Source organism: Salegentibacter chungangensis (genome assembly GCF_042678405.1).
GTDB lineage: Bacteria > Bacteroidota > Bacteroidia > Flavobacteriales > Flavobacteriaceae > Salegentibacter_A > Salegentibacter_A chungangensis.
The window spans coordinates 39,368-65,143 of the sequence record NZ_JBHTLI010000003.1 but is presented as its reverse complement, the minus strand read 5'-3'; the positions used below and the strand labels follow the sequence as shown (position 1 = coordinate 65,143).

At 41.9% G+C, this 25,776-nt stretch carries 21 protein-coding genes; 12 read left to right on the top strand and 9 right to left on the bottom strand.

Annotated elements, in window-relative coordinates; all coding sequences use genetic code 11:
* Positions 1-52 precede the first annotated feature (52 nt).
* The gene (gene typA, locus ACFQ3Q_RS12770; protein WP_380746457.1) at positions 53-1,852 is read left to right on the top strand and encodes a translational GTPase TypA; all 1,800 of its coding nucleotides are present in this window, start codon (positions 53-55) and stop codon (positions 1,850-1,852) included.
* 109 nt (positions 1,853-1,961) lie between these two features.
* Entirely contained in the window at positions 1,962-2,222 is a 261-nt protein-coding gene (locus ACFQ3Q_RS12765; protein WP_380746456.1) for a uroporphyrinogen decarboxylase, read from the top strand.
* A 54-nt stretch (positions 2,223-2,276) separates the two neighbouring features.
* Here the strand turns inward: ACFQ3Q_RS12765 and ACFQ3Q_RS12760 are convergent, their stop codons facing one another.
* The gene (locus ACFQ3Q_RS12760) at positions 2,277-2,960 is read right to left on the bottom strand and encodes a cell division ATP-binding protein FtsE (protein ID WP_380746454.1); all 684 of its coding nucleotides are present in this window, start codon (positions 2,958-2,960) and stop codon (positions 2,277-2,279) included.
* 162 nt (positions 2,961-3,122) lie between these two features.
* Here ACFQ3Q_RS12760 and ACFQ3Q_RS12755 point away from each other — a divergent pair, with 162 nt between their 5' ends.
* From ACFQ3Q_RS12755 to ACFQ3Q_RS12740, 4 genes are all read left to right on the top strand, one after another.
* Positions 3,123-6,146: a tetratricopeptide repeat protein gene (locus tag ACFQ3Q_RS12755; RefSeq protein ID WP_380746452.1), complete on the top strand. Its 3,024-nt coding sequence runs from the start codon at positions 3,123-3,125 to the stop codon at positions 6,144-6,146.
* 29 nt (positions 6,147-6,175) lie between these two features.
* Positions 6,176-7,912, top strand: coding sequence for a TonB-dependent receptor domain-containing protein (locus ACFQ3Q_RS12750; protein WP_380746450.1), 1,737 nt, complete (start codon positions 6,176-6,178; stop codon positions 7,910-7,912).
* Positions 7,913-8,002: 90 nt separating this feature from the next.
* On the top strand, positions 8,003-9,646 hold the full coding sequence (locus ACFQ3Q_RS12745) for an amidohydrolase (RefSeq protein ID WP_380746449.1): 1,644 nt from the start codon (positions 8,003-8,005) through the stop codon (positions 9,644-9,646).
* A 56-nt stretch (positions 9,647-9,702) separates the two neighbouring features.
* On the top strand, positions 9,703-10,635 hold the full coding sequence (locus tag ACFQ3Q_RS12740; RefSeq protein WP_380746447.1) for a peptidylprolyl isomerase: 933 nt from the start codon (positions 9,703-9,705) through the stop codon (positions 10,633-10,635).
* A 76-nt stretch (positions 10,636-10,711) separates the two neighbouring features.
* Here ACFQ3Q_RS12740 and ACFQ3Q_RS12735 read toward each other — a convergent pair whose 3' ends face one another.
* Complete coding sequence (locus tag ACFQ3Q_RS12735) at positions 10,712-11,347, bottom strand: peroxiredoxin (RefSeq protein WP_380746445.1); 636 nt, start codon at positions 11,345-11,347, stop codon at positions 10,712-10,714.
* Between the two features lie 257 nt (positions 11,348-11,604).
* Here ACFQ3Q_RS12735 and ACFQ3Q_RS12730 point away from each other — a divergent pair, with 257 nt between their 5' ends.
* Positions 11,605-11,940, top strand: a complete 336-nt coding sequence (locus ACFQ3Q_RS12730) for a tRNA-binding protein (protein WP_380746444.1) — start codon at positions 11,605-11,607, stop codon at positions 11,938-11,940.
* A gap of 3 nt (positions 11,941-11,943) precedes the next feature.
* Here ACFQ3Q_RS12730 and ACFQ3Q_RS12725 read toward each other — a convergent pair whose 3' ends face one another.
* The 5 genes from ACFQ3Q_RS12725 to ACFQ3Q_RS12705 form a co-directional block, all read right to left on the bottom strand.
* Positions 11,944-12,651, bottom strand: a complete 708-nt coding sequence (locus ACFQ3Q_RS12725) for a potassium channel family protein (protein WP_380746442.1) — start codon at positions 12,649-12,651, stop codon at positions 11,944-11,946.
* 11 nt (positions 12,652-12,662) lie between these two features.
* Positions 12,663-14,453 (bottom strand): TrkH family potassium uptake protein, encoded by a 1,791-nt coding sequence (locus tag ACFQ3Q_RS12720; protein ID WP_380746440.1) that lies wholly within the window; start codon positions 14,451-14,453, stop codon positions 12,663-12,665.
* A 201-nt stretch (positions 14,454-14,654) separates the two neighbouring features.
* Positions 14,655-17,165: a M14 family metallopeptidase gene (locus tag ACFQ3Q_RS12715; protein WP_380746438.1), complete on the bottom strand. Its 2,511-nt coding sequence runs from the start codon at positions 17,163-17,165 to the stop codon at positions 14,655-14,657.
* An 85-nt stretch (positions 17,166-17,250) separates the two neighbouring features.
* Complete coding sequence (locus ACFQ3Q_RS12710) at positions 17,251-17,631, bottom strand: PUR family DNA/RNA-binding protein (RefSeq protein WP_380746436.1); 381 nt, start codon at positions 17,629-17,631, stop codon at positions 17,251-17,253.
* Positions 17,632-17,705: 74 nt separating this feature from the next.
* Positions 17,706-19,463 carry an ABC transporter ATP-binding protein gene (locus ACFQ3Q_RS12705; RefSeq protein WP_380746434.1) on the bottom strand — a complete coding sequence of 586 codons (1,758 nt, stop codon included), beginning with the start codon at positions 19,461-19,463 and terminating at the stop codon, positions 17,706-17,708.
* Positions 19,464-19,597: 134 nt separating this feature from the next.
* Between ACFQ3Q_RS12705 and ACFQ3Q_RS12700 the strand changes: the two genes are divergently transcribed.
* The 4 genes from ACFQ3Q_RS12700 to yajC all read left to right on the top strand — a co-directional run bounded on the left by ACFQ3Q_RS12700 (position 19,598) and on the right by yajC (position 22,550).
* Positions 19,598-20,701 (top strand): Glu/Leu/Phe/Val family dehydrogenase, encoded by a 1,104-nt coding sequence (locus ACFQ3Q_RS12700; RefSeq protein WP_380746432.1) that lies wholly within the window; start codon positions 19,598-19,600, stop codon positions 20,699-20,701.
* An 84-nt stretch (positions 20,702-20,785) separates the two neighbouring features.
* On the top strand, positions 20,786-21,730 hold the full coding sequence (gene nusB, locus ACFQ3Q_RS12695; RefSeq protein WP_380746430.1) for a transcription antitermination factor NusB: 945 nt from the start codon (positions 20,786-20,788) through the stop codon (positions 21,728-21,730).
* A 50-nt stretch (positions 21,731-21,780) separates the two neighbouring features.
* Complete coding sequence (locus ACFQ3Q_RS12690; protein ID WP_380746428.1) at positions 21,781-22,248, top strand: DUF1573 domain-containing protein; 468 nt, start codon at positions 21,781-21,783, stop codon at positions 22,246-22,248.
* A 5-nt stretch (positions 22,249-22,253) separates the two neighbouring features.
* Positions 22,254-22,550, top strand: a complete 297-nt coding sequence (yajC, locus tag ACFQ3Q_RS12685) for a preprotein translocase subunit YajC (protein ID WP_380746426.1) — start codon at positions 22,254-22,256, stop codon at positions 22,548-22,550.
* 70 nt (positions 22,551-22,620) lie between these two features.
* On the opposite strand, the gene ACFQ3Q_RS12680 is transcribed toward yajC, so the two are convergent.
* Both ACFQ3Q_RS12680 and pepT read right to left on the bottom strand, forming a co-directional pair.
* On the bottom strand, positions 22,621-23,214 hold the full coding sequence (locus ACFQ3Q_RS12680; RefSeq protein ID WP_380746424.1) for a YdeI/OmpD-associated family protein: 594 nt from the start codon (positions 23,212-23,214) through the stop codon (positions 22,621-22,623).
* Positions 23,214-24,458 carry a peptidase T gene (pepT, locus tag ACFQ3Q_RS12675; protein ID WP_380746422.1) on the bottom strand — a complete coding sequence of 415 codons (1,245 nt, stop codon included), beginning with the start codon at positions 24,456-24,458 and terminating at the stop codon, positions 23,214-23,216. The genes ACFQ3Q_RS12680 and pepT overlap by 1 nt, the downstream gene beginning before the upstream one ends.
* A 111-nt stretch (positions 24,459-24,569) precedes the next feature.
* On the opposite strand from pepT, the gene ACFQ3Q_RS12670 reads away from it, so the two are divergent.
* The gene (locus ACFQ3Q_RS12670; RefSeq protein WP_380746420.1) at positions 24,570-25,592 is read left to right on the top strand and encodes a quinone-dependent dihydroorotate dehydrogenase; all 1,023 of its coding nucleotides are present in this window, start codon (positions 24,570-24,572) and stop codon (positions 25,590-25,592) included.
* Positions 25,593-25,776 lie beyond the last annotated feature (184 nt).

Here is a 25,776-nt window from a genome sequence, read left to right as displayed (position 1 = left end):
TGATTTCGGAAAAAATAGACGTACATTTGCAGCCTTTTAAAAACAGGCTCGTATGACAGCTATTAGAAATATCGCGATTATCGCACACGTTGACCACGGCAAAACAACCCTGGTTGATAAGATTATGTACCATTGCCGACTTTTCAGGGACAATGAGAACACAGGAGACCTTATCCTGGATAATAATGACCTGGAAAGAGAGAGAGGTATTACCATTACCTCCAAGAACGTTTCGGTAACCTACAAAGACACAAAGATCAATATTATAGATACTCCTGGCCACGCCGATTTTGGTGGTGAGGTTGAGCGGGTATTGAATATGGCCGATGGAGTGCTTTTGCTGGTAGACGCCTTTGAAGGGCCAATGCCGCAAACACGTTTTGTACTTCAGAAGGCTATCGACCTTGGTTTAAAACCCTGCGTGGTTGTGAACAAGGTAGATAAAGAAAACTGTACACCAGATATAGTTCACGAAAAAGTCTTCGACCTTATGTTCGAACTTGGCGCTGAAGAGTGGCAGCTGGATTTCCCGACTGTTTACGGTTCGGCCAAGAACAACTGGATGAGTGATGACTGGCAAAAGCCAACAGAAAGTATCGAGCCTTTGCTTGATATGGTGATGGAGCACATTCCTGCACCAAAAGTAGAAGAGGGGACTCCCCAGCTGCTTATCACTTCTCTTGACTTTTCTTCATTTACAGGAAGGATCGCTATTGGGCGTCTTCAAAGAGGTGTGTTGAAGGAAGGGATGCAGGTTTCCCTTGTGAAGCGTGACGGAAGTATAAAAAAGACGAAGATCAAAGAACTTCATACGTTTGAAGGTCTTGGAAGAAGAAAGATCGAAGAGGTACATGCAGGAGACATCTGTGCAATTGTAGGTCTTGAAGGTTTTGAGATTGGTGATACTGTTGCCGATCTGGAAGAGCCGGAAGGATTAAAGACCATCGCCATAGATGAGCCAACAATGAGTATGCTTTTCACTATTAACGATTCGCCTTTCTTCGGGAAAGACGGAAAGTTCGTGACTTCAAGACACATTAAGGAAAGACTTACCAAGGAGCTGGAAAAGAACCTTGCCCTTAGGGTAGAGGAAACAGACAGCGCCGATAAATTTATGGTTTACGGTCGTGGGGTACTTCACCTTTCAGTTCTTATTGAAACAATGAGAAGAGAAGGTTATGAGCTTCAGATCGGACAGCCACAGGTGATCATCAAAGAAATTGATGGCGTAAAATGTGAGCCTGTAGAAGAACTAACCATAGATCTTCCTGAAGAAGTTTCAGGAAAAGCCGTGGAGATGGTGACTATGAGAAAAGGGGAGATGCTGAGTATGGAAACCCGTGGGGACCGTATGAACATTCAGTTCATTATTCCTTCAAGAGGAATTATCGGGCTGCGTAACCAGTTGCTTACCGCTACTGCAGGGGAAGCGATTATGGCGCACCGTTTCAAGGAATACCAGCCGCTAAAAGGTGGAATTCCTGAAAGACTTAACGGTTCTCTTGTTTCTATGGAAAAAGGAAAAGCTATTCCTTATTCTATCGATAAACTTCAGGATCGTGGAAAATTCTTCGTAGATCCGGGTGAGGATATCTATGAAGGCCAGGTGATAGGTGAAAATTCACGTCAGGATGATATGGCGGTGAATATCACTAAAACCAAGAAGCTTTCTAACGTGCGTTCTTCCGGAGCCGATGATAAGGCGAAGATCGTTCCTGCAATAAAGTTCTCTCTTGAAGAAGCTTTGGAATATATTCAGAAAGATGAGTATGTGGAAGTAACGCCAAACCACCTTCGTTTAAGAAAGATCTTCCTTACCGAGAACGAAAGAAAAAGAAATAAAATAGTTTAAGTTCAATTCAATATAAAAAGAGTTTGTTTTAAATCTCCGTAAAAGTCACTGTTCTGAAAAGACAGCTGAAATAAGGGATAACTAAAACAAGCTCTTTCTTTTTATCACTATGGAAATATTTGGAATTAGTCTTACGGAATGGATAGGGTATATCGCTTCATTTTTTGTGGCGATCTCCTTTTTTATGGGTAATATAATAAGACTTAGAATCGTAAATTCTGTTGGCTGTATCGCCTTTATAATCTATGGGGTTTTGATAGATTCCTGGCCGGTGATTGTTACCAACGCCGTGATCGTGGGGGTAAATTTCTACTATCTGTTCATAGATAAAGCGACCCATCGTGTTAAAGCCGATGAGGTTCAGCCTTAAATAAGGACCTGATTTAAAAAGAAGAATAGAAGAAGCCGTAATTGGCTTCTTTTTTTATACGCTTTTCTGAACCACCTCGAATACCCTCTGGCCGTCGCATTTCAGCGTTTTTGAAGGGTACTTCAGCAGCAGGGCGTAATCGTGAGTAGCCATAAGAATGGTGTTCCCGTTTCGGCTTATTTCCTGGAGGACTTCCATAACTTCTACCGAGGTCTGGGGGTCAAGGTTCCCCGTGGGCTCATCGGCCAGGATCAGCTCCGGATCGTTGAGCAGCGCCCTTGCAATGGCCACACGCTGTTGCTCTCCTCCCGAAAGCTGGTATGGAAATTTAAAGCCCTTGGTTTTCATTCCCACCTTGTCCAGTACTTCATCAATTTTACTGTCCATCCCTTTTTTGTCTTTCCAGCCGGTAGCTTTAAGCACAAAGAGAAGGTTGTCCTTGATGTTCCGGTCGGTGAGCAATTTGAAATCCTGGAAGACCACCCCGAGCTTTCGGCGCAGGTAAGGGATGTCTTTTTCCTTAAGCGTTCTAAGGTTAAAATCTACTATGGTTCCTTCGCCTTCAGTTAGCGGAAGATCGCCGTAAAGGGTCTTCATAAAACTACTTTTTCCGGTTCCGGTTTTACCTATCAGGTATACAAAATCACCTTTGTTCACGGTGACATCCACTTCAGATAAGATAAGGTTTTCACGCTGGTAGATCGCAGCGTTATTTAATTCCAGAACAGTTTGAGACATTGGTCAGGTAAGTTGATTTCAGATGTAAAAGTAAACGGAAAAATATGTTTTTCAAATATACCGAACTTACTTTTTTTGGGATTAACATAATTATAGAACTTTATCGGCGTTATTAAACCAAGCTTTAAATTATCTTTGAATCCCGAACCTAAAAAATAATAAATGACACCTAGCAAAGCTATCCTATTTGTTGTTTTCCTTTTCTTTTCAATCAACGGATTTTCTCAACAGTCGGCAGCTCATACCAACGAGCTGGTAGACTTTAACCGCGCCCTGGAGCTGTATAATAATCAGCAGTACCTGGCCGCCCAGAAGATCTTTGATGATGTTAAGGATGAGACCAATGACGAAAAAATAAAGGGAGATTGTGCTTATTATATCGCCAATGCGGCCATAAGACTTAACCAGCCCGGTGCTGACCGGTTGATGGAGCGTTTTGTAAGCAGATACCCTACCAGTACCAAGACCAATTCAGCCTATATAGATGTAGCCGATTATTACTTCGATACCGGAAAATATTCCCTTGCCAGGAAATGGTATGAGAAAGTAGATGAAAATGCGATGAGCCGTTCAGATAAGGAAGAGTATAATTTCAATAACGGTTATGCTTATTTCAGGGCGAAGCAATATGATGAGGCCCGCACTTACCTGGAACGTGTTCGCAATTCCAAGAAATACGGTGCCCAGGCCAAGTATTATATCGGATATATGGCCTATGAAGCCGATGATTATGAACAGGCCAACGAGAATTTCGAAGAGGTAAAAGGTAACGAAAGGTACAGTGAAGACCTTTCGTATTTCCAGGCCGATATGAATTTTAAGCTTGGTAATTTCGAGGAAGCTATAAAACTCGGAAAGGAACAATTGCCTAAAGCCAATCGCCGTGAGATCTCACAGTTAAACAAGATCATCGGGGAAAGCTATTTCAATCTTGGGCAATATGAGGAGGCTATTCCTTACCTGAAGGAATACAACGGCCTTAGAGGAAGGTGGAACAACACCGATTATTACCAACTGGGATATGCTTATTACAAGCAGGGTGACTATGAGAATGCGATCAATGAGTTCAATAAGATCATTGACGGGAAGAATGCCATCGCTCAAAATGCCTATTACCACCTGGCACAATCCTATTTGAACTCAGGCCAGAAACAGCAGGCGCTAAATGCGTTTAAGAATGCTTCTGAAATGCAGTTCGATGCCAAGATACAGCAGGACGCATTCCTGAATTATGCAAAACTCAGTTATGAAATAGGAAACAGTTATGAGAGTCCTTCGCAGGTGCTGATCAATTATCTTGAGAAATACCCTGATTCTGAAGCGAAAGAAGAACTGGAAACCTTATTGATCGACTCCTTTATCACCTCAAAGAACTACGAGGAAGCGATGAGATTGCTTGAAAATAACAGGAATTTCAGCGATAAGGTAGCATATCAGAAAGTAGCTTATTATTACGGGCTTGACCTGTATCGCGAAGGCGAATACTATGAAGCGATCAAGAACTTCGAAAAGGCCCTGAAAGAACCGCGCGTACCGGAGATCACGGCGAAAGCCACTTACTGGAAGGCTGAAAGCGAATACAATGTGAACCGTATCGACGATGCGATCATAGGATATAAGGAGTTTGCCGGGATGAGCGCCGCCCGTGGAACCGAAGAGATGAAAGATCTTGATTATAACCTGGGGTATGCCTATTTCAAGAAGAATGAATATGCCAGGGCCATAGATTATTTCAAGAAATTCACTGCAGATACCGATAATCCTGTAGAGAGCCGAAACGATGCTTTGTTGCGCCTTGGGGACAGCTACTTTGTGAACAGCCAGTACTGGCCTGCAATGGAGGCTTACAATAAGGCCATAGATAATAATGTTTCAAATAGTGATTACGCGGCTTTTCAAAAAGCCATCAGTTACGGTTTTGTAGATCGTAACGATACCAAGGTCGAAGACCTTAATAGTTTCATTAGTCGTTATCCAAGATCATCTTACCGTGATGATGCCTTATACGAATTGGGGAATACCTATGTAGCTATGAATAATACTTCTCAGGCTGTTCAGGCTTATAACAGGCTAATTCGCGATGTTCCGGGGAGCGCCTTGGTGCCAAAGGCGATGCTGAGACAAGGGCTTATCTATTACAACCAGAACGAGGGGAACAAATCTCTTGAGCGTTTGAAAAAAGTGGTAGCCGATTATCCAAATACCCCTGAAGCCAAACAAGCCGTATCAACTGCAAGAATGGTCTATAAAGACCTTAACCGCGTAGATGAATATGCCAGCTGGGTACGAGGAGTGGATTTTGTTGAGGTAACCGATTCAGATCTCGATAACACTACCTATGAAGCTGCCGAAAATCAATACCTGAATAATAAGACCGAGCAGGCGATTACAGGTTTTGAAAAATACCTTAGCCAGTTCCCTAACGGGATACATTCTATAAACGCCAATTTCTACCTGGCCCAGCTCTATTATAAATCTGGAAATAAGGATAAATCTATCAGGCATTATAAGTATATCGTAGATCGTCCTAACAACGAGTTTACCGAGCAGGCGCTAGCAAGACTTTCAGAGATCTACCTGGAAAAGTCGGATTATGCAGAGGCGGTTTCTCTTCTTGAACGTCTGGAGAAAGTGGCCGGAGCTGAACAGAATAAGGTATTCGCTCAGTCTAACCTGATGAAATCTTATTACGAACTGAACAATTTTGCCAAGGCGGAAGCCTATGCTGAAAAGGTGCTTGCCAATCCAAATTCAGAAAAAGAAGCCAGGACCGATGCCCAGATCATCGTGGCGCGTTCAGCTATGAAATCTGGAGATGAGAATCGCGCGAAAGCGGCTTACGCTGAAGTTCAGAAAAAGGCCACCGGAGAGCTGGCAGCCGAAGCCCTGTATTATGATGCTTATTTTAAGCATAAGAACGGCAACTACGAAGCTTCGAATGCGGCGGTACAGATACTTGCCAAGGATTTTTCAGGATATAAGAAATGGGGAGCCAAGGGGCTGTTGCTTATGGCAAAGAACTTCGATAAGCTGGACGATGCCTACCAGGCCACCTATATCCTGGATAATGTGATCAAGAACTTTGCGAAATACCCTGAGATCGTTCAGGAGGCAAAAGCTGAACTTGCAAGGATAAAAGCTAAAGAGGCCAAGACGAACTCTTCAGTAGAAACCAACAACAACTAAACTCAAATCTAACATTTAAGAACACCTGTATGAAATTTGTTTCAATAAGAAGAAGCCTGTTTTTAAGTATGTTTTTTATAGGCGGTGCTCTGTTTGCCCAGGATCCTCTTGGCAGTGAGACCGTGACCGTTGTAAAACCATATACTCCTTCGGTAGGAGACGCCAATAAGATCAAACAAAGCCCGGTAATGGCCGATTCGGTTGAGACGGCTAAGAAGCCGGTAAAATACAGCATCTTTTCGGTGCCTGTAGCTTCAACCTTCACGCCGGCTAAAGGTCGGGCCACCACCGTTGAAAGGGAGCGCCCGCCAAAATTGTATAACAATTATGCCACTCTCGGATTCGGGAACTATACCAGGGCGCTGGCTGAATTTTACAGCAATCTCGAGGTGAATCGTACCGATAACTTCGGAATATTCCTTACCCACAATTCTTCTCAGGGAGGGATTGACGGAGTGAGGCTGGACGATAAATATTATGATACCGAGCTTAACCTGAACTATAATTCTCAAAACAGAGATTTGAGCTGGAAGACCGAAATAGGGGCTGAACACCAGCTTTTTAACTGGTATGGCCTTCCGGAATCCCCGCAGCTTGAAGATGAGACCGTTTTTGAGATCGATCCGCAACAAAATTATATCTCGGCTTACTTAGGCGGGGAGATAGAACTTTATGATTCCTTTTTTGACAGGGCTACGGCCAGGTTCAGACATTCGAGAGACTCTTACAGTTCTGCCGAAAATCATTTTACCACAAACGGCAGTTTTGAAGTGAACATAGCCAATGAGCTTATCACTACAGAGGTGGAAGCCGATATCCTTAACGGAAAATTTGAAGAAGGCTATCCTACCGGCAGCGGTTATGATTATACCTATATGAATTTTGGGATATCTCCAAGCTTGCTGATCCTGAGAGATGATCTTAGTCTTAATCTTGGAGTCGCTTTCTTTTATGGATTGGATGTTGAGAACACCGATAATAATTTTTACATCTACCCAAAAATCACGGCGAGCTACAGGCTGGCAGGAGATTATTTCACCGCTTATGCCGGGGTGGAAGGAGACCTGGAACAAAACTCCTATTACAGTTTCTATAAGAAGAATCCGTATGTATCGCCAACGCTTACGGTGATGCCAACAGACACTGAATATGATGCTTATATTGGAGGTAAAGGAAAACTGAGCAATGCCGTGTCCTATAATTTGAGAGCTAAATATGTCTCAAGTTTCAATCAGCCGCTTTATAAAAGAAATGAATTCGCTCCCGAGATAAATGATGAGGATTACGCCTATGGAAACTCTTTTGGGGTGGTGTATGATGATATGCAGACCCTTTCATTTTACGGGGAACTGAATATTGATGTTAATCGCGACTTCCGGTTAGGAGTCAATGCCGAGTATTTTGATTATTCGAACGATAATGAAGCCTATGCCTGGAATCTTCCCGATATTAAGGCTTCCCTGAACGCCGATTATCAGATCACAGAAAAATGGTTCACGGGTGCCAATATCTTTTATGTAGGAGAGCGCAAGGATGAAGCAGAGGTGCTTACCGGGGATCCTTTAATTCAGACAACTCCTGAAATCATTACTCTGGATAGCTATTTTGATGTGAACGCCAACCTGGGTTACAGGTTTAATGACCAGCTTTCGATATTTGCAAAGGGAAATAACCTGTTAAATAATGATTATCAAAAATGGACCAATTTCCAGGTACAGGGCATACAGGTGCTTGCCGGGCTTACCTATAAGTTCGATTTTGACTAAACTTAAGTGGTAAGAATAAATTTTATTAAAGCTTAAAAATGCGTCTTTATAAGGCGCATTTTTTATTTTTATGCTAAATCTCAAATCTTTATGAAAAAAATACTCCTCAATTTAAGCCTGCTGATCCTTCTGATCTCCTGTAAGGGGAACCAAAAAGAAGAGGCAGATCTTCTCGTGTTTAATGCTAATGTTTATACCGTAGATAAGGACTTCAGCAAGATAAGTGCTTTTGTGGTGAAGGATGGGAAATTTGTCGCAACCGGAACTAAGGAACAGCTTTCCGAAAAATATAATGCCGCTGAAAAACTGGATGCGGGTGGAAAAAGCATTTATCCCGGCTTCATTGATGCCCACGCTCATTATTATAATCTCGGGCTGCAGCAACAAAAGGTAGATCTTACCGGGACTAAAAGCTTCCGGGAGGTGGTAGCCAGGATCAGCGAATTTCAGAAAGAACATAATACCGGATTCATAACCGGAAGGGGATGGGACCAGAATGACTGGGAAGTAAAGGAATTCCCGAACAAGGATACCCTGGACCGGCTATTTCCGGAGACACCGATAGCGGTCACCAGGATAGATGGTCACGCCTTACTGGCTAATCAGGCAGCGCTTGATAAGGCCGGTATCACTGTAGACACCAAATTTGAAGGTGGTGATATTGAACAGAAGAACGGAAAACTTACCGGGATTATCGTAGACAACCCTATGATGCTTATTGAAAAAGCCGAACCTGAAGCCGATATCAAGACAAATACCGAAGCGCTGCTGGCTGCGCAGGAGATCTGCTTAAGCTATGGACTTACCACGGTTGATGACGCCGGGATAGACAAGGAGATCATTGATCTTATGGACAGCCTGCAAAAGCAGGAGGAACTCAAGATCAGGATCTATGCGATGATCAGCAATACTCCTGAGAATCTGGACCACTATCTTAGTCAGGGACCTTATAAAACCGACAGACTTAATGTGCGTTCCGTTAAATTTTACGGAGACGGGGCCCTGGGTTCCAGAGGGGCTGCACTTAAGGAGGAGTATTCTGACCGTCACGGCCATTTTGGAGCTTTGCTTTCTCCCATAAGTGAATTTAAAAAGACAGCAGAGCGGATTGCAAAAACCGAATTTCAGCTGAATACCCACGCGATTGGCGATTCTGCTAATTTTGTGGTGCTGAAGACTTATGATTCCCTGTTGAAATCTAACCAAAACCGAAGATGGAGGGTGGAACATTCGCAGGTAATAGATTCAGCCGATTTCCATTATTTCAGTAAGAATATCATTCCTTCGGTACAACCTACTCACGCAACAAGCGATATGTACTGGGCCGAAGACAGGCTGGGGAAAGAACGTCTCAAAGGGGCATATGCCTATAAAAGGCTTTTAGATCAGGCCGGGCTTGTAGCCCTGGGTACCGATTTTCCGGTTGAAAAGGTAAGCCCTTTCCTAACCTTTTATGCAGCGGTGGCAAGACAGGATACCGATAACTTTCCCGAAGGAGGATTTATGAAAGACCAGGCTCTTAGCCGGGAAGAGACCCTGAAAGGGATGACCATCTGGGCGGCTTACAGCAATTTTGAGGAAGAAGAGAAAGGAAGCATTGAACCCGGGAAATTTGCCGATTTCATTATCCTGGACCAGGATATTATGGAAATTCAGGAAGATGAGATTCCTGCCGTAAAGGTGCTGAAGACCTTTGTAGGCGGAGAAGAAGTATATACGGCTTCGAAGGAATAGCCCTGCTTTTAATGTTAAAAATAGGTATCTTTGCACCTCAATAAAATTTTAATAGAATGAACGAAGGATTATATGCTAAATTTCACACTACAAGAGGTGAGATTTTAGTGGAACTTGAATATGAAAAAGTGCCGGGGACGGTAGGAAACTTTGTTGGACTTGCGGAAGGGAACCTCGAAAATGAGGTTCTGCCCCAGGGTAAACCTTATTACGACGGACTTAAATTTCACCGTGTAATTCCTGATTTTATGGTACAGGGAGGGGATCCTAAAGGTACCGGTGTAGGTGGTCCTGGCTATAAATTTGATGATGAGATCCATCCGGACCTAAAGCACGATGCTCCGGGGAAATTGTCGATGGCCAATGCAGGCCCGGGAACCAACGGGAGTCAGTTCTTTATCACTCACGTAGAAACTCCCTGGTTGGATGGTAAGCACACCGTATTTGGAAGTGTGGTAAAAGGTCAGGAAGTGGTAGACAGCATCAAACAGGGCGATAAAATAGAGAAACTCGAGATAATCCGTGAAGGTGCCGATGCTGAGAATTTCAATGCTGTGGAGTCTTTCAGGCAATTTAACGGAGCCAAGCAGGAAAGAGAAGCAGCCGCTAAGAAAAGACAGGAAGAACTGGTAGGTAAATTATCTCAGGGCTTTGAAGTGACCAAAAGCGGACTTCGTTATAAGATCGAAAAAGAAGGTGAGGGAGCCAAAGCCGAAAAAGGAAAGACTGTTGCCGTTCATTATAAGGGAATGTTGGCTGACGGTACCGTTTTCGATTCTTCTTATAAAAGAAATCAGCCTATAGAATTTCCACTGGGTGTGGGCCACGTGATCTCGGGATGGGATGAAGGCATCCAGCTTCTAAAAGTGGGAAGCCAGGCCAGATTCGTTATTCCTCCGCACTTGGGTTATGGAGAAAGAGGCGCCGCGGGCGTAATTCCTCCTAATGCCACTCTTGTTTTTGACGTGGAACTTGTTGAAGTGAAATAAAATAAGAAGGCCTGTTTTTTACCTTGGGCATCGGATTGATGCTATTGGCAAAAACAGGCCTTTTCTTTTCAAAGTGTTATTCCGGCTGAGGGGTTAACCTTAAGTACGGTCTTACTTCTTTATAACCTTTAGGGAATAATTTGTCTGCCTCTTCATTGCTTAATGAAGGGCTTATGACCACTTCTTCCCCGTGCTTCCAGTTTGCAGGCGTCGCTACCTTCTTGTAAGCGGTTAACTGCAAAGAATCTATAACCCTTAACAGCTCATCAAAATTCCTTCCTGTACTTGCAGGATAGGTGATCATAAGTTTTATGGTCTTATCAGGTCCAATCACATATACCGAACGAACGGTAGCAGTATCGTCTGCTTTTGGATGGATCATTCCATAAAGGTCAGAGACCTTTTTGTCTTCATCTGCAATGATCGGAAAATTCACCTGCGTATTTTGAGTCTCATTAATATCCTCTATCCAGCCTTTATGAGATTCAAGTCCGTCCACACTTAAAGCCATTACTTTTACATTGCGCTTCTCGAATTCATCTTTATACTTGGCCACCGTCCCAAGCTCTGTAGTACAGACCGGAGTATAATCGGCAGGGTGGGAGAACAGGATTCCCCAGCTGTCCCCGAGGTAATCATAAAAATTTATTTTTCCTTCTGAGGTTTGAGCATCGAAATTCGGTGCTTTGTCTCCTAATTGTAATGCGCTCATAATTTTCGTTTTTTAGTGAAACAAGGATTAAAATTATATAAATCTAATTTTATATTCCTACTAAACCAATAGGAATAATATAGTATAATATAAAGCTTATTTATAATTTGCAGACTACCGGCTTCCCGGGAATCTCAAATAACCTATTTGGGGGGAGTTTTGGGGTATTCGCAGAGTATATTATTTTGCGCCTTTTAAAAATACAATATGTAAGCGATGCATCACAATTTTTTTTATTTTCAGATAAAAATTAACATATGGAGATTTCCTGGAGCGATTTCGAAAAAGTACAGATGCACGTTGGGACAATTCTGGAAGCAGAAGACTTTCCGGAAGCCCGAATTCCTGCCTATAAATTATTGATTGATTTCGGAGAAGAGATAGGCCGGCGCAAGACCTCGGCGCAAATCACCGATCTTTATAAAAAGGAAGATCTTGTTGGACATCAGGTGGTTGCCGTGATCAATTTTCCGAAGAAACAGATCGCCAATTTTATGAGTGAATGCCTTGTGCTGGGAGCCGTAGGAGCTAAAAAGGAGGTCACTTTGCTCCATCCGGGGCTTAAGGTGAAAAATGGACTCAGGATAAGCTAAGCTCTATAACTTGTCCTTCAGCTTTTCGTGATCATCAAGCAGGTTTTTAATATCCTTATTGTTGCCATAGATCACCATAATATCGTTTTCATACAGTTTTGTTTCAGAATTGGCCACTCCCTGAACGCTGGTGATTTCGTGGGAGGCTCCGAGCTCATTTTTTTGGCTGGAAATCTTCATAGTTGTCAGGACTATAAGGTTATATTTATCCCTGAAATCCAGTTCTCCAAGCGTCTTTTCTTCATATTCCTTGGGGACCTTGGTTTCTATAATGCTGAAATCGCCGTTTAGTTCGAATGAATCTACCACCCCGTGAAGGTTCAGTTTCTTAGACCAGCGTTCGGCCGTTTCTTCTTCGGGGTGTATGATCTCTTCGATACCCATTGCCTGCAATACCATTTCCTGTAAGGGATCTACGGCCCGACTGATCAGTTTTTTGACATGCATTCTTTTCATAAGGGCAGTGGTCATAATATTTGCACCTTTATCTTCTCCAATGGCAATAATGACAATATCTGTTTCTCGAAGCGGAAGGTTGGAGACCGCAGCGGGATCTGTAGCATCCAGGTTTACGGCGTGGGTGATCTTGTCCTTAATATGTTCTACCCGTTCCATTTTTATGTCGACACCAAAAACTTCATTGCCTTTTTCGGTAAGCTTTTCGGCTAAAGACGATCCAAAATGTCCTAGTCCAATAATGATATATTTCATAATAATAGCTTTTAGTTGATTAAGATTTCTTCTTTTGGGTATTGATAATTAAGGTGCTTTACTCTTCTTAAGAGCGCGATCAGTATGGTGAGCATACTTACCCTTCCTATAAACATAGTACAAATAAGAACCAGCTTTGAAGCTGAACTCAGGTTTGACGTAATTCCCAGGCTCAGACCCACCGTGCTATAGGCTGAAAAGCATTCGAAAGCAATGCTCAATAGGCTTTTGTCACTGTCAAAAGCAGCGATCATAAATATCGCCATCCCTATGACTGCCAGTGAAAGTGAAATTATAGAAAAAGCCCTTCTTATGGAAATCTGTGCAATCTCACGCTTGTAGATCTCTATACGGTCTTTTCCTCTGGCCAGGCTAAAGAAGTTAAAGGTGGCAATGGCAATTGTGCTGGTCTTGATACCACCTCCTGTAGAGACAGGGGAAGCTCCCACCCACATTAAGAAGAAGATCATCATAATGGTCGAAAAGTGCAGGCCTGAAGTTTCGACTACATTAAATCCCGCTGTTCTTGGGGTAGACGCACTGAAAAAAGCAGAGACTACTTTTCCAAGACTGCTATGCCCGGCCAGGGTATTATTGTACTCAAAAACATAGAAAATCACCGTTCCTACACTTGTAAGTATAATGCTGGTAATGATCACAATTCGGGTGTTAATGTTAATTACCCAGGGGTCATGCAGGGCTCTTTCTCCCTGTTTTATTCTAAGGACCTTATTTTTTACCAGGTATTTCAGGTATTTGGAAAGGTTGAATATGATTGGAAAGCCAAGTCCTCCAAGGATAAAAAGAACCGAGATTATAAGCTGAAGCGGATAATTGAAACGGAATGCGGGTTCATATAAACTATGTTGGAGTGTTGAAAAACCGGCATTGCAAAACCCGGATACCGTATGGAAAACAGAAAAGAAAAGCCTTTCGCCAAATTCAGGAATAACAGATTTTTCGAGGCTAAGGAAAATAAAGACCCCGCCAATTAATTCGATGGCGAAGGTGAGTAGGATGATCTTTTTAAGCACATTGAAAACTTCCCCTATTTTCTCAGAATTAGTGATGTCCTTGAGCATTAACTGGTTCTCATAAGAAGTCTTTCCTCTGAAAAAATAACTGAAATAACTCGCGAAGGTCATAATTCCCAATCCTCCCAGCTGAATTAAAATAAGAATAATGATTTGCCCAAATTCAGTGAAATAAGAGCCGGTGTCTACCACGATGAGTCCGGTAACACATACTGCACTGGTGGCCGTAAACAGAGCGTCCAATAATGAAATTCCTGCATGGGTTGCATTGGGGAGCAGGAGCAGGGCCGTTCCGGCAAGAATGATAAAAATAAAGCTGGAAATGAAGAGTTGTGCCGGGTTGAGGTAATCCCTGTCGAAATTTATGTTAATGACCGAAAGTTCCCTTATAAAATAGAGGCTTAAGGCAAGGTATACCCAGGCCATTTTATTGAAAAAGTCGGGCAAGGGCAGGAGTTTCCAAATGAAATCTATATGGATAATTAAGATTAAGCTGAATAAAATGAATAATATGGTGTCAAATATCTTAACCTTAAGTCCCAGCTTTTCTTTCTGCGCAAAATACCTGATGAGGATAGACGGAATCCCGATAAACAACACCAGGAAATAAAAGTCCTTGAGGGATTGGTTTAGACTCGGGGTTTGGTCAAAGCCTACATCATAGATAAGAATGATGGCGGTAATGAAACTTAGCCAAAATGAAAATTTTCTTATAGCGGTAAGCAGGGACGGATTACTCCAGATATCTTTCAACTGAAATTTACCCACATTGTAAAATTTTTATATAGTTTCTGTTTTAGGAGCAAGTATGCATTATTCTATTAAACTTAGGGTTAAAATACTCATAATAATTGGGAATAGCCACGAAATTGACTGGCTCTCGGCTTGTTGAAAATTAGAATAAAAAGATGATAAATAAAAAAGGATATGTCTTGACATATCCTTTTTCTTTCTTAAGCTTAACAAGAACTACATTTCATCTCCAAAGAAGATTACATTCATCAACAATTTGTTTGTCCCGTACCAGAATGCCCTGAAGTTGGTATTGTCAGTAAACAGCACGACATTTCCTTTGGCCATAGCCTTGTGTTTAAAGGGAACTGTTCCGGCAAGAGAGTCTAGATTAGGTTTACTTATGTACCCGCTTAGCAGCGGATCTTTAGTATACTTTATTGGGTTCTTATAACTCTGTTCATCGGCTTCCACAAAAATGGTGGTGTTTCTGAATAAGGCAATCTTATCATCGCTATATCCGAAGTTTACCGGGTGGGACCTGTCGATCTTTGCTTCAAATATGGCCCCGCCAATTCCCTGGGCACCTGTAAAATCACCACGATCCTCAAAACTTATATCTTCGGCTACAAGATCTGTTTCCTTGAACTTAAGGTCCAGAAGCTCATTTTTTTCGAGCCATTTCGCAACATTTCGATACCCTATAAGGGTACCACCGTCTTTGATCCATTCTTTTAATTTTTCAACAGCTTGTTGGTCTAGGGCATCGCCCCACATATTCGGAAGGATGATATCGGTATAAGGCTCAAGATCGGTTCTTTGCAAAGATCTTGTATCTAGCTTTGTGATCTTCATCTGGTAACGCTGGTCGAACAAGTGCCATACTTCTCCGGCATCGTAAGGTGTAATTCCGTCTCCTACGATCAATGCCACTTTCTGAGGTTCAAGCGCTCTGAACTGATTGCTTCCCAGGTTGATGCCACGGGTCATTCCGGTGCTTACAGCCTCTATCTTTACATTAGAAATTTCAGCCACCTCATTTAGAAAAGCCTGTAGCTCTTCCTTGTTGAGCTTTTGATTTTGTACCGGGATAAGGATGGTCCCGTAATCATATTTCTTATTTTCTGCCTTAAATGCCTGCATCCCTACTTTGGCCCTCAAACCTTTCTGAAGGATCATATTGAGCGCTTTTGGAGCATAGTAGTCGTGCCATTGCATGAGGTAGGCGTAGTCACTTTTTTGTACATCCGGTACTGAAGGTTTTGAAATTTCCTCCTCTGTGGCCGCAGGCTTTAAAGATGCGTCTTCGGTATAGTCAAGATTAAAGGCGAGTGGAAGGGTCCAGGCCGAAACATCATAAAAAAGGCTGTCTTCAAAACTTGTTCTCTTTTCGAACATAGCTTTAACCAACCTTTGCTGACGCTGATTTTTAGGGACAATATAGGAATAGCCTTTTCTGAATTGTTTTTCATCCGTCCTAAAATCCGTCTTGGTTCCATAGACTTCAATTTTGTGACGTTTAAGGATCTCTGCCAGATGGTAGGCTGAAGAGGCGTCGTTTTCACTACCAAAAGCATAAGCCCCGTTTGATGCATTCTTTCTGGAATTGTTGTAGAAATCGCGCTGATAATTAAGCAATTTAACCCGCATATTTTTGGCTGCCTCCAATGTGGATAGCGCTGCGGTAAACTGATTTCGAATGGTAAACGGGAAGGTGAGAAGTCCGTTGTCAGTTTCCTGGGCGTGCCCCCTGGAACTTCCCTGTTCAAAAAGAATTCCGATACTCCCGTTTACATCCGGGAACGTCGATCCTTTTCCGTAGTAGAAATCGTCATAATTCTCTTCAGTATAATAAAGCGAGCCGATCTCATCTAAAGCTGAAGCATGATAGGTCCCGATCTCTTTGGTAAGATCCTGGTTAAGCTCCGGAGTTAGCGGGTGCGTTCTGGATGGGATTCCTGGCTGGAAGAAAAAGGTGGAATTGGATCCCATTTCGTGATGATCTGTAAGAATGTTCGGGTACCATTTATGGAAGGTAGCGATCCTTGCTCTGGACTCGGGTAACTGCACCGGAAGCCAGTCCCGGTTCATATCGAACCAGTAATGATTGGTTCTTCCGCCCGGCCAAACTTCATTATACTCCCTGTCCTGCGGATCGGGATTGATGTTTGCACTTTTATTGGTGTTGGCCCAGTAGGAAAATCTTTGCAATCCGTCAGGGTTAAAAGAAGGATCAAAAAGGATAACGGTATTGTCTAAAAGATTCTGGATTTCAGGTCCTCCTGCAGCAGCCAGGTGGTATGCAACAAGCAGCGCCGCATTGGAGCCGCTGGGTTCGTTTCCATGTATGGAAAAGCCCTGGTTCACCACAACCGGCATATCCTCGGTATTTAAAGAAGCTGCATTTTCCTGGGTAAGAGCAATATGCTTCTTCCTGATCTCTTCAAGGTTTTTATGATTTTCTGCTGAAGTGATGGTGAGCAGGATAAGCGGCCGACCTTCAAAGGTACTGCCCCGGTTTTCTATGCTTATCCTCGGGGAACGGTCTGCAAGCTCCCGCACATAATTAAGAAGCTGGTCGTGAGAAACGTGCCATTTACCCGGAACATAACCCAGAACTTCCTGTGGTGTCGGGATCTCAGAATTATAAGTTACATCTTCGGGCAGGTAATAATCCAGGCTGAGATCTTCCTGAGCCTGAAAATTGTAAAAACTTAAACAAAGAATTAAGGTTAAAAGCTGTTTCATAGATTTATTTTGGGTTTTTCTGAATATAAAAAAACCGTTCAACATAAAGAAGAACGGTCTTTTATTAAATCAAGTAGTAGTGTTTTTAGATGTCATCGAAGCTTACATCAGTAAACTTTTCAGGAGAAGGAGAGTTTGCAGTCTCTTTATCATTGTTATCGTAGTCTTTGGTGAAATTTTTCTGATGACGTTCACTTATAACTTCTTCTCCTTTTTCCTCAAGAATGTAATCGGTCATTTCTTTAAGGATCTCGTTAAAACCTGCAAAGTCTTCTTTGTACAAGTAGATCTTATGTTTTTTGTAGTAAAAAGAACCATCGTCGTTGGTAAATTTCTTGCTCTCGGTAATGGTAAGGTAGTAATCGTTTGCTCTGGTGGCCCTTACATCAAAGAAATAAGTTCTTCTTCCGGCTCTTAACACTTTAGAGAATATTTCTTCTTTCTCCATCGTTCCCTTGTCACTCATAAAATAAATTCTTTAATGGTTTAGTTTTGTAGTACCCAAAAATCTAAAAAATTTTAACATCTCACAAAATTTTTTCACATTTCTTTTTCATTTAGTTGTTTAGCATAAAGTTCTTTGTAATAACCTGATTGGTTTATTAATTGGGAATGAGTTCCTTGTTGCACAATAGCTCCGTCTTCAAGAATGATGATTTTATCGGCATTTTTAGCCGAAGAAACCCGGTGACTCACAATGATTGTGGTTTTATCCTTAGAGATTTTGAAAAGGTTGCTGAGTATTTCTTCTTCGGTTTCGGTGTCCACGGCTGAAAGACAGTCGTCAAACAGAAGGATCTTAGGATCGTGGATGATCGCTCTGGCAATGGAAACCCTTTGTTTTTGTCCACCGGAGAGGGTTATACCGCGCTCCCCGAGTACTGTTTCATATCCTTTGCTGAAACCAACAATATTCTTGTGTACCGAAGCAGTTTTTGCCGCTTCATAGATCTCTTCATCGGTGGCATCGGTTTTTCCGAACTTAATGTTGTTCTTTATGGAATCACTAAAGAGGAAGGCATCCTGGGGTACATAACCTATACTTTTTCTCAGGCTTTCAAGATTTAGCTTATGTATTTCTTTATCGTCTATAGTGATCTTTCCCTGGTGAACATCATACAAGCGGCCAATAAGCTCCAGAATTGTGGATTTACCGGCTCCTGTTTTTCCGATGATGGCAAGGGTTTCTCCGCTTTTAACTTCGAAGGAAACATTCTTTAAGGCAGTGATATTGGTGTCTTCATAGGTGAAGCTCACATTTTTGAAGGCGATACTTCCATTTATTTCATCTTCGGTTTCTTTAGGGTTGGTGATCTCCGGTTTCTCCTGCAGGAATTCGTTAATCCTTTCCTGGGATGCTGCAGCCTGTTGCACAAGGGAAGTCACCCATCCGATGGAGGCTACCGGCCAGGTAAGCATATTCACATAAAGCAGAAACTCAACGATCACCCCGAGGTTCTCAATTTGCCCGGTAATATATTGTCTGCCTCCAACATAGATCACCAAAACATTGCTAAAGCCAATAAGAAGCACCATAAGAGGGAAAAAGAATGCCTGAACCTTCACCAAGTCTATATTTTTATCCCGGCTGCCGTTAGAAAGTTCTGTAAAGTTGGTGTTGGTTTGGTTTTCGAGGCCATAGGACTTTATAACAGCTATCCCGCTAAAGCTCTCCTGTGTAAAAGTATTCAGCTTAGACAAGTATTGCTGCACCACGGTACTTCTTTTATGAATGGCCACACTTAGTTTGTAAATAGCAAAGGACAGGATTGGCAAAGGAATTACCGTGTATAAAGTAAGCTCCGGGGCGGCCTCTATCATAAAGATAAGGACTACTACGGTAGAGGTGACGGTGGTAACACTGTACATAATTGCAGGGCCCAGGTACATTCTTACTTTGGTAACATCTTCACTTATCCGGTTCATAAGATCTCCGGTCCGGTTCTTTTTGTAGAAATTAAGGGAGAGATCCTGGTAATGGCGATATACCTCGTTTTTAAGGTCATATTCTATATGTCTGGAGACTACAATAAAGGTCTGTCGCATTAAGAAGGTCAGAAAGGCGGCCGCAAGGGTAGCTCCGATTATGAGCATAATATTGTAAGCCAGTTCATTCCTAACTACAGATATTTGAGTAACTTCGCCATTAATGTAATCTTCTATGATATTTGTGGAATTCCCAATAAGCGGCACATAGTAAAGGGCGAAGATTCTCGCACCAATAGTGATGATAAGCCCAAGGATAAGTTTCCATTTATATTTGTAGAAGTATTTATTGAGGTGCTTTAGTTGCTTCATTTACAATACGTTCAAATTTTACGGATTTGACATTTTAACAGGTCAAAAAAGCCGTATCATTAAAATATTCATTATTTTTGCCAATCGATTTTCGTAATAATTGAAAATCTTAAATTTTTAAAACAACACAAGTTATGCAAGTTGACGTTCTAAATGCTAAAGAACTTAAAAAAGCTGCGCCGGTATTCGGGCAGCTGTCATTCGACAATCATGAACAAGTAGTTTTTTGTAACGACAAAGATACGGGATTAAAAGCAATAATCGGTATTCACAACACGGTTTTGGGACCTGCTTTGGGAGGCACGCGTATGTGGAACTATACCAGTGAATGGGAAGCTGTTAACGATGTTTTGCGACTTTCCCGTGGTATGACTTTTAAAAGTGCGGTTACCGGATTAAACCTTGGAGGAGGTAAAGCCGTGATCATAGGAGATGCCAAGACCCAGAAAACTCCGGAACTTATGAAGAGATTCGGGGAATTTGTGCACTCTTTAAGCGGAAAATATATCACTGCTGAAGATGTGGGTATGGAAACTGCCGATATGGATACGGTAAGAGAAGTGACTCCTTATGTTACCGGTATTTCAGAATCAAAAGGAGGCTCAGGCAATCCTTCTCCTGTTACCGCTTATGGGGTATTTATGGGAATGAAAGCAGCCGCTAAATTCAAATTCGGGTCCGATGATCTTGAAGGAAGATCTGTACTTGTGCAGGGAATTGGTCACGTAGGAGAAACCTTGGTCGAGCACCTTACCCAGGACGGAGCTAAGGTATTTATCAGTGATATTAATGAAGAACGTCTGGAAGAGATCAAGAGAAAATACGGAGCTATAATCTTTGAGGAAAGTGATATTTATAGTGCCGATGTTGATATTTATGCTCCTTGTGCGCTTGGAGCCACAGTAAATGACGATACCGTAAACCGCATCAATGCGAAAGTGATCGCAGGTGCAGCTAACAATCAGCTGGCCGATGAGGTTGCTCACGGAAAGATCCTTAGAGAAAGAGGGATTGTTTATGCACCAGATTTCCTTATTAATGCCGGAGGTATTATCAATGTTTATGCAGAGCTTGAGAATTACGACCGTCAGGAAATTATGCGTAAGACAGAGAATATTTACAATACCACGCTTCAGATTCTTGAAAGCGCTGAGAAGAATGATATTACCACGCATTTTGCTGCTCTTAAAATCGCTCAACAGCGAATTGATGACAGAAAAAATCAGAATTTGAGGTAATCAGTTTCAAAAGTTTGATATTTTTGCAGGGCGGAAGAATTTTCTTCCGCCCTTTATAATTTCTAAAAAAGTTCTTTTACAATTATGTTGACCAGAAGACATATCAGGGTTAAAGTAATGCAGTCCCTATACGCATTTAACCACAGCCAAAATGATAAACTAGCTACTGAAGAAAAGTTTCTCCTGAAGAGTATGGAAGAAATGTATGATCTTTTTCTTCTTCAGCTAAGCCTGATACTTGAAATAAGAGAGCAGGCAGAAACTTTTTTAGAAAAATCCCAGCAAAAACATCTTGCCACAAGTGAAGATAAAGATCCTAACAGGAAGTTTGTCGATAATCGTGTATTCGAGATCCTTAGGGAGAACGAAAGTTTGCAGGATGCTTTGGAGCGACGTAAGATCAACCACTGGAAACACGACGATGAATATGTGAGTATTTTGTGGGAAGAGATCAGGAACAGCGAGGTGTATAAAGAGTATATGCAAACCCGCGAATCTGGCTTTAAAGAGGATAAGGATTTTGTGATCACCATCTTTAAGGAAATCATTGCTCCTAACGATAAGCTTTATGAGTATCTGGAGGATAAAAAGCTTACCTGGTTGGATGACCTGCCTCTGGTAAATACTGCGGTTTTGAAAATGCTTCAAAAGCTGAAAGAAAATTCTGCAGAAAAACTGAAGATCGCTAAACTTTATAAGAGTGAAGAAGATAAGGAGTTTGCTGTAGAACTATTCCGTAAGACTTATCTGAACGATGAGATGCTTGCCGAAGAAATGCTTGGGAAGACGCCTAACTGGGATAAAGACAGGATTGCTGAAGTGGATATGGTACTTATAAAAATGGCGATTTGCGAATTCCTTAAATTTCCTTCTATTCCGGTAAAAGTTACCATTAATGAATACCTGGAGCTTGCCAAGGAGTACAGTACCCCTAAGAGTAGTATCTTTATTAATGGAGTTTTAGATAAACTCTCTAAAGAATATAAAGGAGAAAACAAATTAAATAAAATGGGGCGCGGCCTTATGTAGTAAAGTTTTTTTCTTAATTTTATCCGTTAAATATTTAAAACATAATAATCATGAAAAAAGGACTTTTATTAGTAGCAGCGGTAGGGGCACTGCTATTTACTTCTTGTAAAGACAACAATAACGCCTCTGAAAAGGTAAAAGCCGAAAACGTGGACTCTGCAGCAGAGAGAGATGCTAAGGAGACTGTATATCCTGAAATGACTTTTGATGTAACAGAGCATGATTTTGGGAATATTCCACAAGGTGAATCTGTAGAGCACGTATTTAGTTTTACAAATACAGGAAAAGCTCCTTTGGTAATTACTAACGCAAGCAGTTCTTGTGGATGTACAGTGCCAAGTTACCCTAAAAATGAAACCATTGCTCCAGGAGAAACCGGAGAGATGACCGTAAAATTCAATGGTTCAGGTAAAGGTCAGGTAACTAAGACCGTAACAGTATCTGCTAACACCGAAAATGGTAAAGAGCAATTAAAAATTAAGGCTTTCGTAGAAACTGAAGAGAACGCCGGTAAATAATCTATATGGATAAATTAACACAGTTTGCCCCAATTATTTTAATGTTTGTGGTGGTCTATTTCTTTATGATCATGCCACAGATGAAAAAAGCTAAAAAAGAACGCAATTTTGCTGCTGAACTTAAGAAAGGTGACCGCGTGGTTACCAAAAGCGGAATGCATGGAAAAATTGTAGATTTTAGTGAAAAAAACAATGCGGTAATTATTGAAACCGGAGCGGGAAAAATAACTTTCGACCGTTCTTCCATTTCGATGGAAATGAGTCAGAAGTTAAATGCACCTGCCAAGGAAGAGAAAAAATAAGAGCCGATTCTTATAATTAAAAAAAAAGCCTTTCCGTCAGGAAAGGCTTTTTTTCTGCCTTTATCAAAAATCAACAATTCTTGTACTTCTCATACAGGCCTTTTCCTTCTAGGATCATCGGGATGATCTTTTTAAGGCGCTTCTGTTTTGTGGCTTCCTTTTTTGCTTCATTAATATAATCGGCATATTCCCGTTGTTTTCCGGTGGTAAGCTTATCGAATGCTTTGAGTAAAGCAGGATTCTTGTCCAATTCAGCCAAAAACTCCGGCGGGATGATCAGCTTTTTATTGGTGTTTGGCTTGATTTCTTTTCCTTCCCGCTGATTTTGGATCGCTTCGTTTACATAGTTTATCAAAATCTCTGGCCTGATCTTATCTTCTTTTGTAAACTTTATTTGCCGAAGGGCTTTTGTCTTTCCTTCCTGTGCATTTTGAAGCAGTGCTGTGTTTTGCTTTAAAAGCGCTCCGTTAAAGAACCACAGAGCACAATGGTTTTTAAAGGCTGCGATGCCTGCCACATTTTTACCATTAAGGCAATACACCGGGCCGCCCCATTTTATGGTTTCTTCTAAAGGCGTGTCCAGCATCATTTCACGCAGAATTTTCAATTCTTCCTGCCAGTTTGGGTGCCTGTCTATATATTCTTCAACATTCTTTACGGGCATCAGGATTCATATTTTTTGGCGGTTAACTCGGCAATCTTTACGATAACTTCTGTTGCCTTTTGCATATTTTCTACCGGCACATATTCATATTTCCCGTGGAAATTATGACCGCCAGCAAATATATTTGGGCAGGGAAGTCCCATATAACTGAGCTGGGCTCCATCGGTTCCCCCTCTTATTGGCCTTACTATGGGTTTTACATCAACCTCCTTCATCGCTTCTTCGGCCAGGTCAACAATATGCATCACCGGTTCTATTTTTTCCTTCATATTGAAATACTGGTCCTTGATCTCTACCGAAATACAATCGGTTTCGTACTGTTCGCAAATATCTGAAGTGAGGTTCTTCATCATTTCCTTCCTCGCTTCAAAATGCTCTTTATCGTGATCTCTTATAATATATTCCAGCTTGGTCTCTTCTACATTACCTTTAATATTGTTCAGGTGGAAGAATCCCTGGCGCCCCTCGGTATGTTCAGGAGTTTCCAGGCGGGGCAGGGAATTGATGAAATCCTGAGCAATATAAATACTGTTCACCATTTTATCTTTGGCGTAGCCTGGATGTACACTTTTTCCTTTTACGGTAACCACTGCCTGGGCCGCATTAAAGTTCTCATATTCCAGTTCTCCTATCTGGCTGCCATCCATCGTGTAGGCCCATTCAGCTCCGAATTTCTCCACATCGAATTTATGGGCGCCTCGGCCTATCTCTTCATCAGGGGTGAAGCAGATCCTGATCTTCCCGTGAGGAATGTCGGGGTTATCTATCAGGTACTGCATCGCCGTCATTATCTCGGTGATCCCGGCCTTGTCATCGGCCCCAAGTAAGGTGGTGCCATCTGTGGTGATCAGGGTTTTTCCCTTGTAAAGCAACAGGTCTTCGAAATAATCGGGGGAAAGGATAATGTTCTTTTCCTCATTCAGGACGATATCCTTTCCGTCGTAGTTCTCAACGATCTGTGGTTTTACGTTTGTTCCGGTAAAATCTGGAGAAGTGTCAAAATGAGATACAAAGCCTATAACCGGAACTTTATGGGCTACGGTTGCCGGCAGGGTGGCCATTACATAGGCATTTTCGTCTATGCTCACCTCCTGCATCCCCATTTCCTTTAATTCATCTACCAGCTTATTGGCCAGTTCCCATTGTTTTTCGGTACTTGGGGTAGAGTTGCTTTCAGGATCGCTTTGAGTGTCTATGGTAACATAACTGATAAAGCGGTCTATAATATGATGTTTATTGGTCATTTTTGGTGGTGTTTTTTCAAAAATAAACATTCGCTCTCCGGGTTCAAAACCTTTTATGAAATAGGCTGTAATTTTTATGAAATCCTTTACTTTTGCACAAACCAAGCGCTTATGTACAAGTCCTTTATTCGGCCCTTACTTTTCAAATTTGACCCTGAGAAGGTTCATTATTTCACTTTCAGTTTTCTAAAAAAAATCTTTAAAATTCCCGGGGTTAAGTCTTTTCTGCGGAAGAAATTTCAGCTGGAGGATCCTGCACTGGAGCGGGAGGTCTTTGGTCTTAAATTTAAGAATCCTGTTGGTCTTGCCGCAGGTTTCGATAAAGATGCCAAACTTTATAAGGAGCTTTCCGGCCTTGGATTTGGGTTTATTGAAGTGGGGACGGTAACTCCAAAGCCGCAACCCGGAAATGAAAAGAAACGACTTTTCAGGCTAAAACAGGATGAGGCTATTATCAACAGGATGGGTTTTAATAATGGCGGCGTGGAAGAGATGGTGGAAAGGCTGAAAAAGAATAAGGATGTACTGATAGGCGGTAATATCGGGAAGAACAAGATCACACCTAACGCCGATGCCGTGGAGGATTATAAAATATGTTTTGATGCCCTCTATGATTATGTGAATTATTTTGTGGTGAATGTAAGTTCTCCAAATACACCCAATTTAAGGGAGCTTCAGGATAAGGAGCCTTTGACCCGGCTTTTGAAGACGCTTCAGGAAATGAACGAGCAGCGTCCGCTTCACAAGCCTATATTGCTGAAGATAGCACCGGACCTAATAGATGAGCAGTTGCTGGATATTATAGATATTGTAAAAGAGACCCGAATTGCGGGAGTGATCGCTACCAACACTACTATTTCCCGGGAAGGGCTGAAGTCAGATAGCAAAAACGAGATGGGTGGTCTTAGCGGAAAGCCTCTTAAGAACAGGTCTACCGAAGTGATACGTTTTCTTTCTGAAAAGAGCGGAAAAGCATTTCCTATCATTGGGGTTGGCGGGATACATTCGGCAGATGATGCCATTGAAAAGCTAAAAGCCGGGGCCAGCCTCGTGCAGCTTTATACCGGTTTTATTTATGAAGGCCCGGCACTTATCAGGGAGATCAATAAGAAAGTACTTGAGTCTAATCTTTAAGTTTAAAGTTTGGATGAACAAGTAATCCTTTTTTGACTCGTTCCATCCTTCTTACATTTCTTAAGCGTCCGGTATCATTTTATGTTATACTGCGGGGAATCACCAACAGAAATAGGCGCGGATTTTTCGCCTCGCCCGGTCCCGGGAAGAGAATTTGGATGATTTCGGTCTTGTGTTATTTGTG

What these genes read in the sequence shown, in the direction of transcription:
- ACFQ3Q_RS12670 (WP_380746420.1), top strand. Translation starts at nt 24,570, where the DNA reads ATGTACAAGTCCTTTATTCGGCCCTTACTTTTCAAATTTGACCCTGAG.
- nusB (WP_380746430.1), top strand. Translation starts at nt 20,786, where the DNA reads ATGTTGACCAGAAGACATATCAGGGTTAAAGTAATGCAGTCCCTATAC.
- ACFQ3Q_RS12760 (WP_380746454.1), bottom strand. Translation starts at nt 2,960, where the DNA reads ATGTCTCAAACTGTTCTGGAATTAAATAACGCTGCGATCTACCAGCGT.
- ACFQ3Q_RS12680 (WP_380746424.1), bottom strand. Translation starts at nt 23,214, where the DNA reads ATGCCCGTAAAGAATGTTGAAGAATATATAGACAGGCACCCAAACTGG.
- ACFQ3Q_RS12765 (WP_380746456.1), top strand. Translation starts at nt 1,962, where the DNA reads ATGGAAATATTTGGAATTAGTCTTACGGAATGGATAGGGTATATCGCT.
- ACFQ3Q_RS12735 (WP_380746445.1), bottom strand. Translation starts at nt 11,347, where the DNA reads ATGAGCGCATTACAATTAGGAGACAAAGCACCGAATTTCGATGCTCAA.
- ACFQ3Q_RS12700 (WP_380746432.1), top strand. Translation starts at nt 19,598, where the DNA reads ATGCAAGTTGACGTTCTAAATGCTAAAGAACTTAAAAAAGCTGCGCCG.
- typA (WP_380746457.1), top strand. Translation starts at nt 53, where the DNA reads ATGACAGCTATTAGAAATATCGCGATTATCGCACACGTTGACCACGGC.
- ACFQ3Q_RS12750 (WP_380746450.1), top strand. Translation starts at nt 6,176, where the DNA reads ATGAAATTTGTTTCAATAAGAAGAAGCCTGTTTTTAAGTATGTTTTTT.
- ACFQ3Q_RS12755 (WP_380746452.1), top strand. Translation starts at nt 3,123, where the DNA reads ATGACACCTAGCAAAGCTATCCTATTTGTTGTTTTCCTTTTCTTTTCA.
- ACFQ3Q_RS12730 (WP_380746444.1), top strand. Translation starts at nt 11,605, where the DNA reads ATGGAGATTTCCTGGAGCGATTTCGAAAAAGTACAGATGCACGTTGGG.
- ACFQ3Q_RS12745 (WP_380746449.1), top strand. Translation starts at nt 8,003, where the DNA reads ATGAAAAAAATACTCCTCAATTTAAGCCTGCTGATCCTTCTGATCTCC.
- pepT (WP_380746422.1), bottom strand. Translation starts at nt 24,458, where the DNA reads ATGACCAATAAACATCATATTATAGACCGCTTTATCAGTTATGTTACC.
- ACFQ3Q_RS12710 (WP_380746436.1), bottom strand. Translation starts at nt 17,631, where the DNA reads ATGAGTGACAAGGGAACGATGGAGAAAGAAGAAATATTCTCTAAAGTG.
- ACFQ3Q_RS12705 (WP_380746434.1), bottom strand. Translation starts at nt 19,463, where the DNA reads ATGAAGCAACTAAAGCACCTCAATAAATACTTCTACAAATATAAATGG.
- ACFQ3Q_RS12740 (WP_380746447.1), top strand. Translation starts at nt 9,703, where the DNA reads ATGAACGAAGGATTATATGCTAAATTTCACACTACAAGAGGTGAGATT.
- ACFQ3Q_RS12715 (WP_380746438.1), bottom strand. Translation starts at nt 17,165, where the DNA reads ATGAAACAGCTTTTAACCTTAATTCTTTGTTTAAGTTTTTACAATTTT.
- yajC (WP_380746426.1), top strand. Translation starts at nt 22,254, where the DNA reads ATGGATAAATTAACACAGTTTGCCCCAATTATTTTAATGTTTGTGGTG.
- ACFQ3Q_RS12690 (WP_380746428.1), top strand. Translation starts at nt 21,781, where the DNA reads ATGAAAAAAGGACTTTTATTAGTAGCAGCGGTAGGGGCACTGCTATTT.
- ACFQ3Q_RS12725 (WP_380746442.1), bottom strand. Translation starts at nt 12,651, where the DNA reads ATGAAATATATCATTATTGGACTAGGACATTTTGGATCGTCTTTAGCC.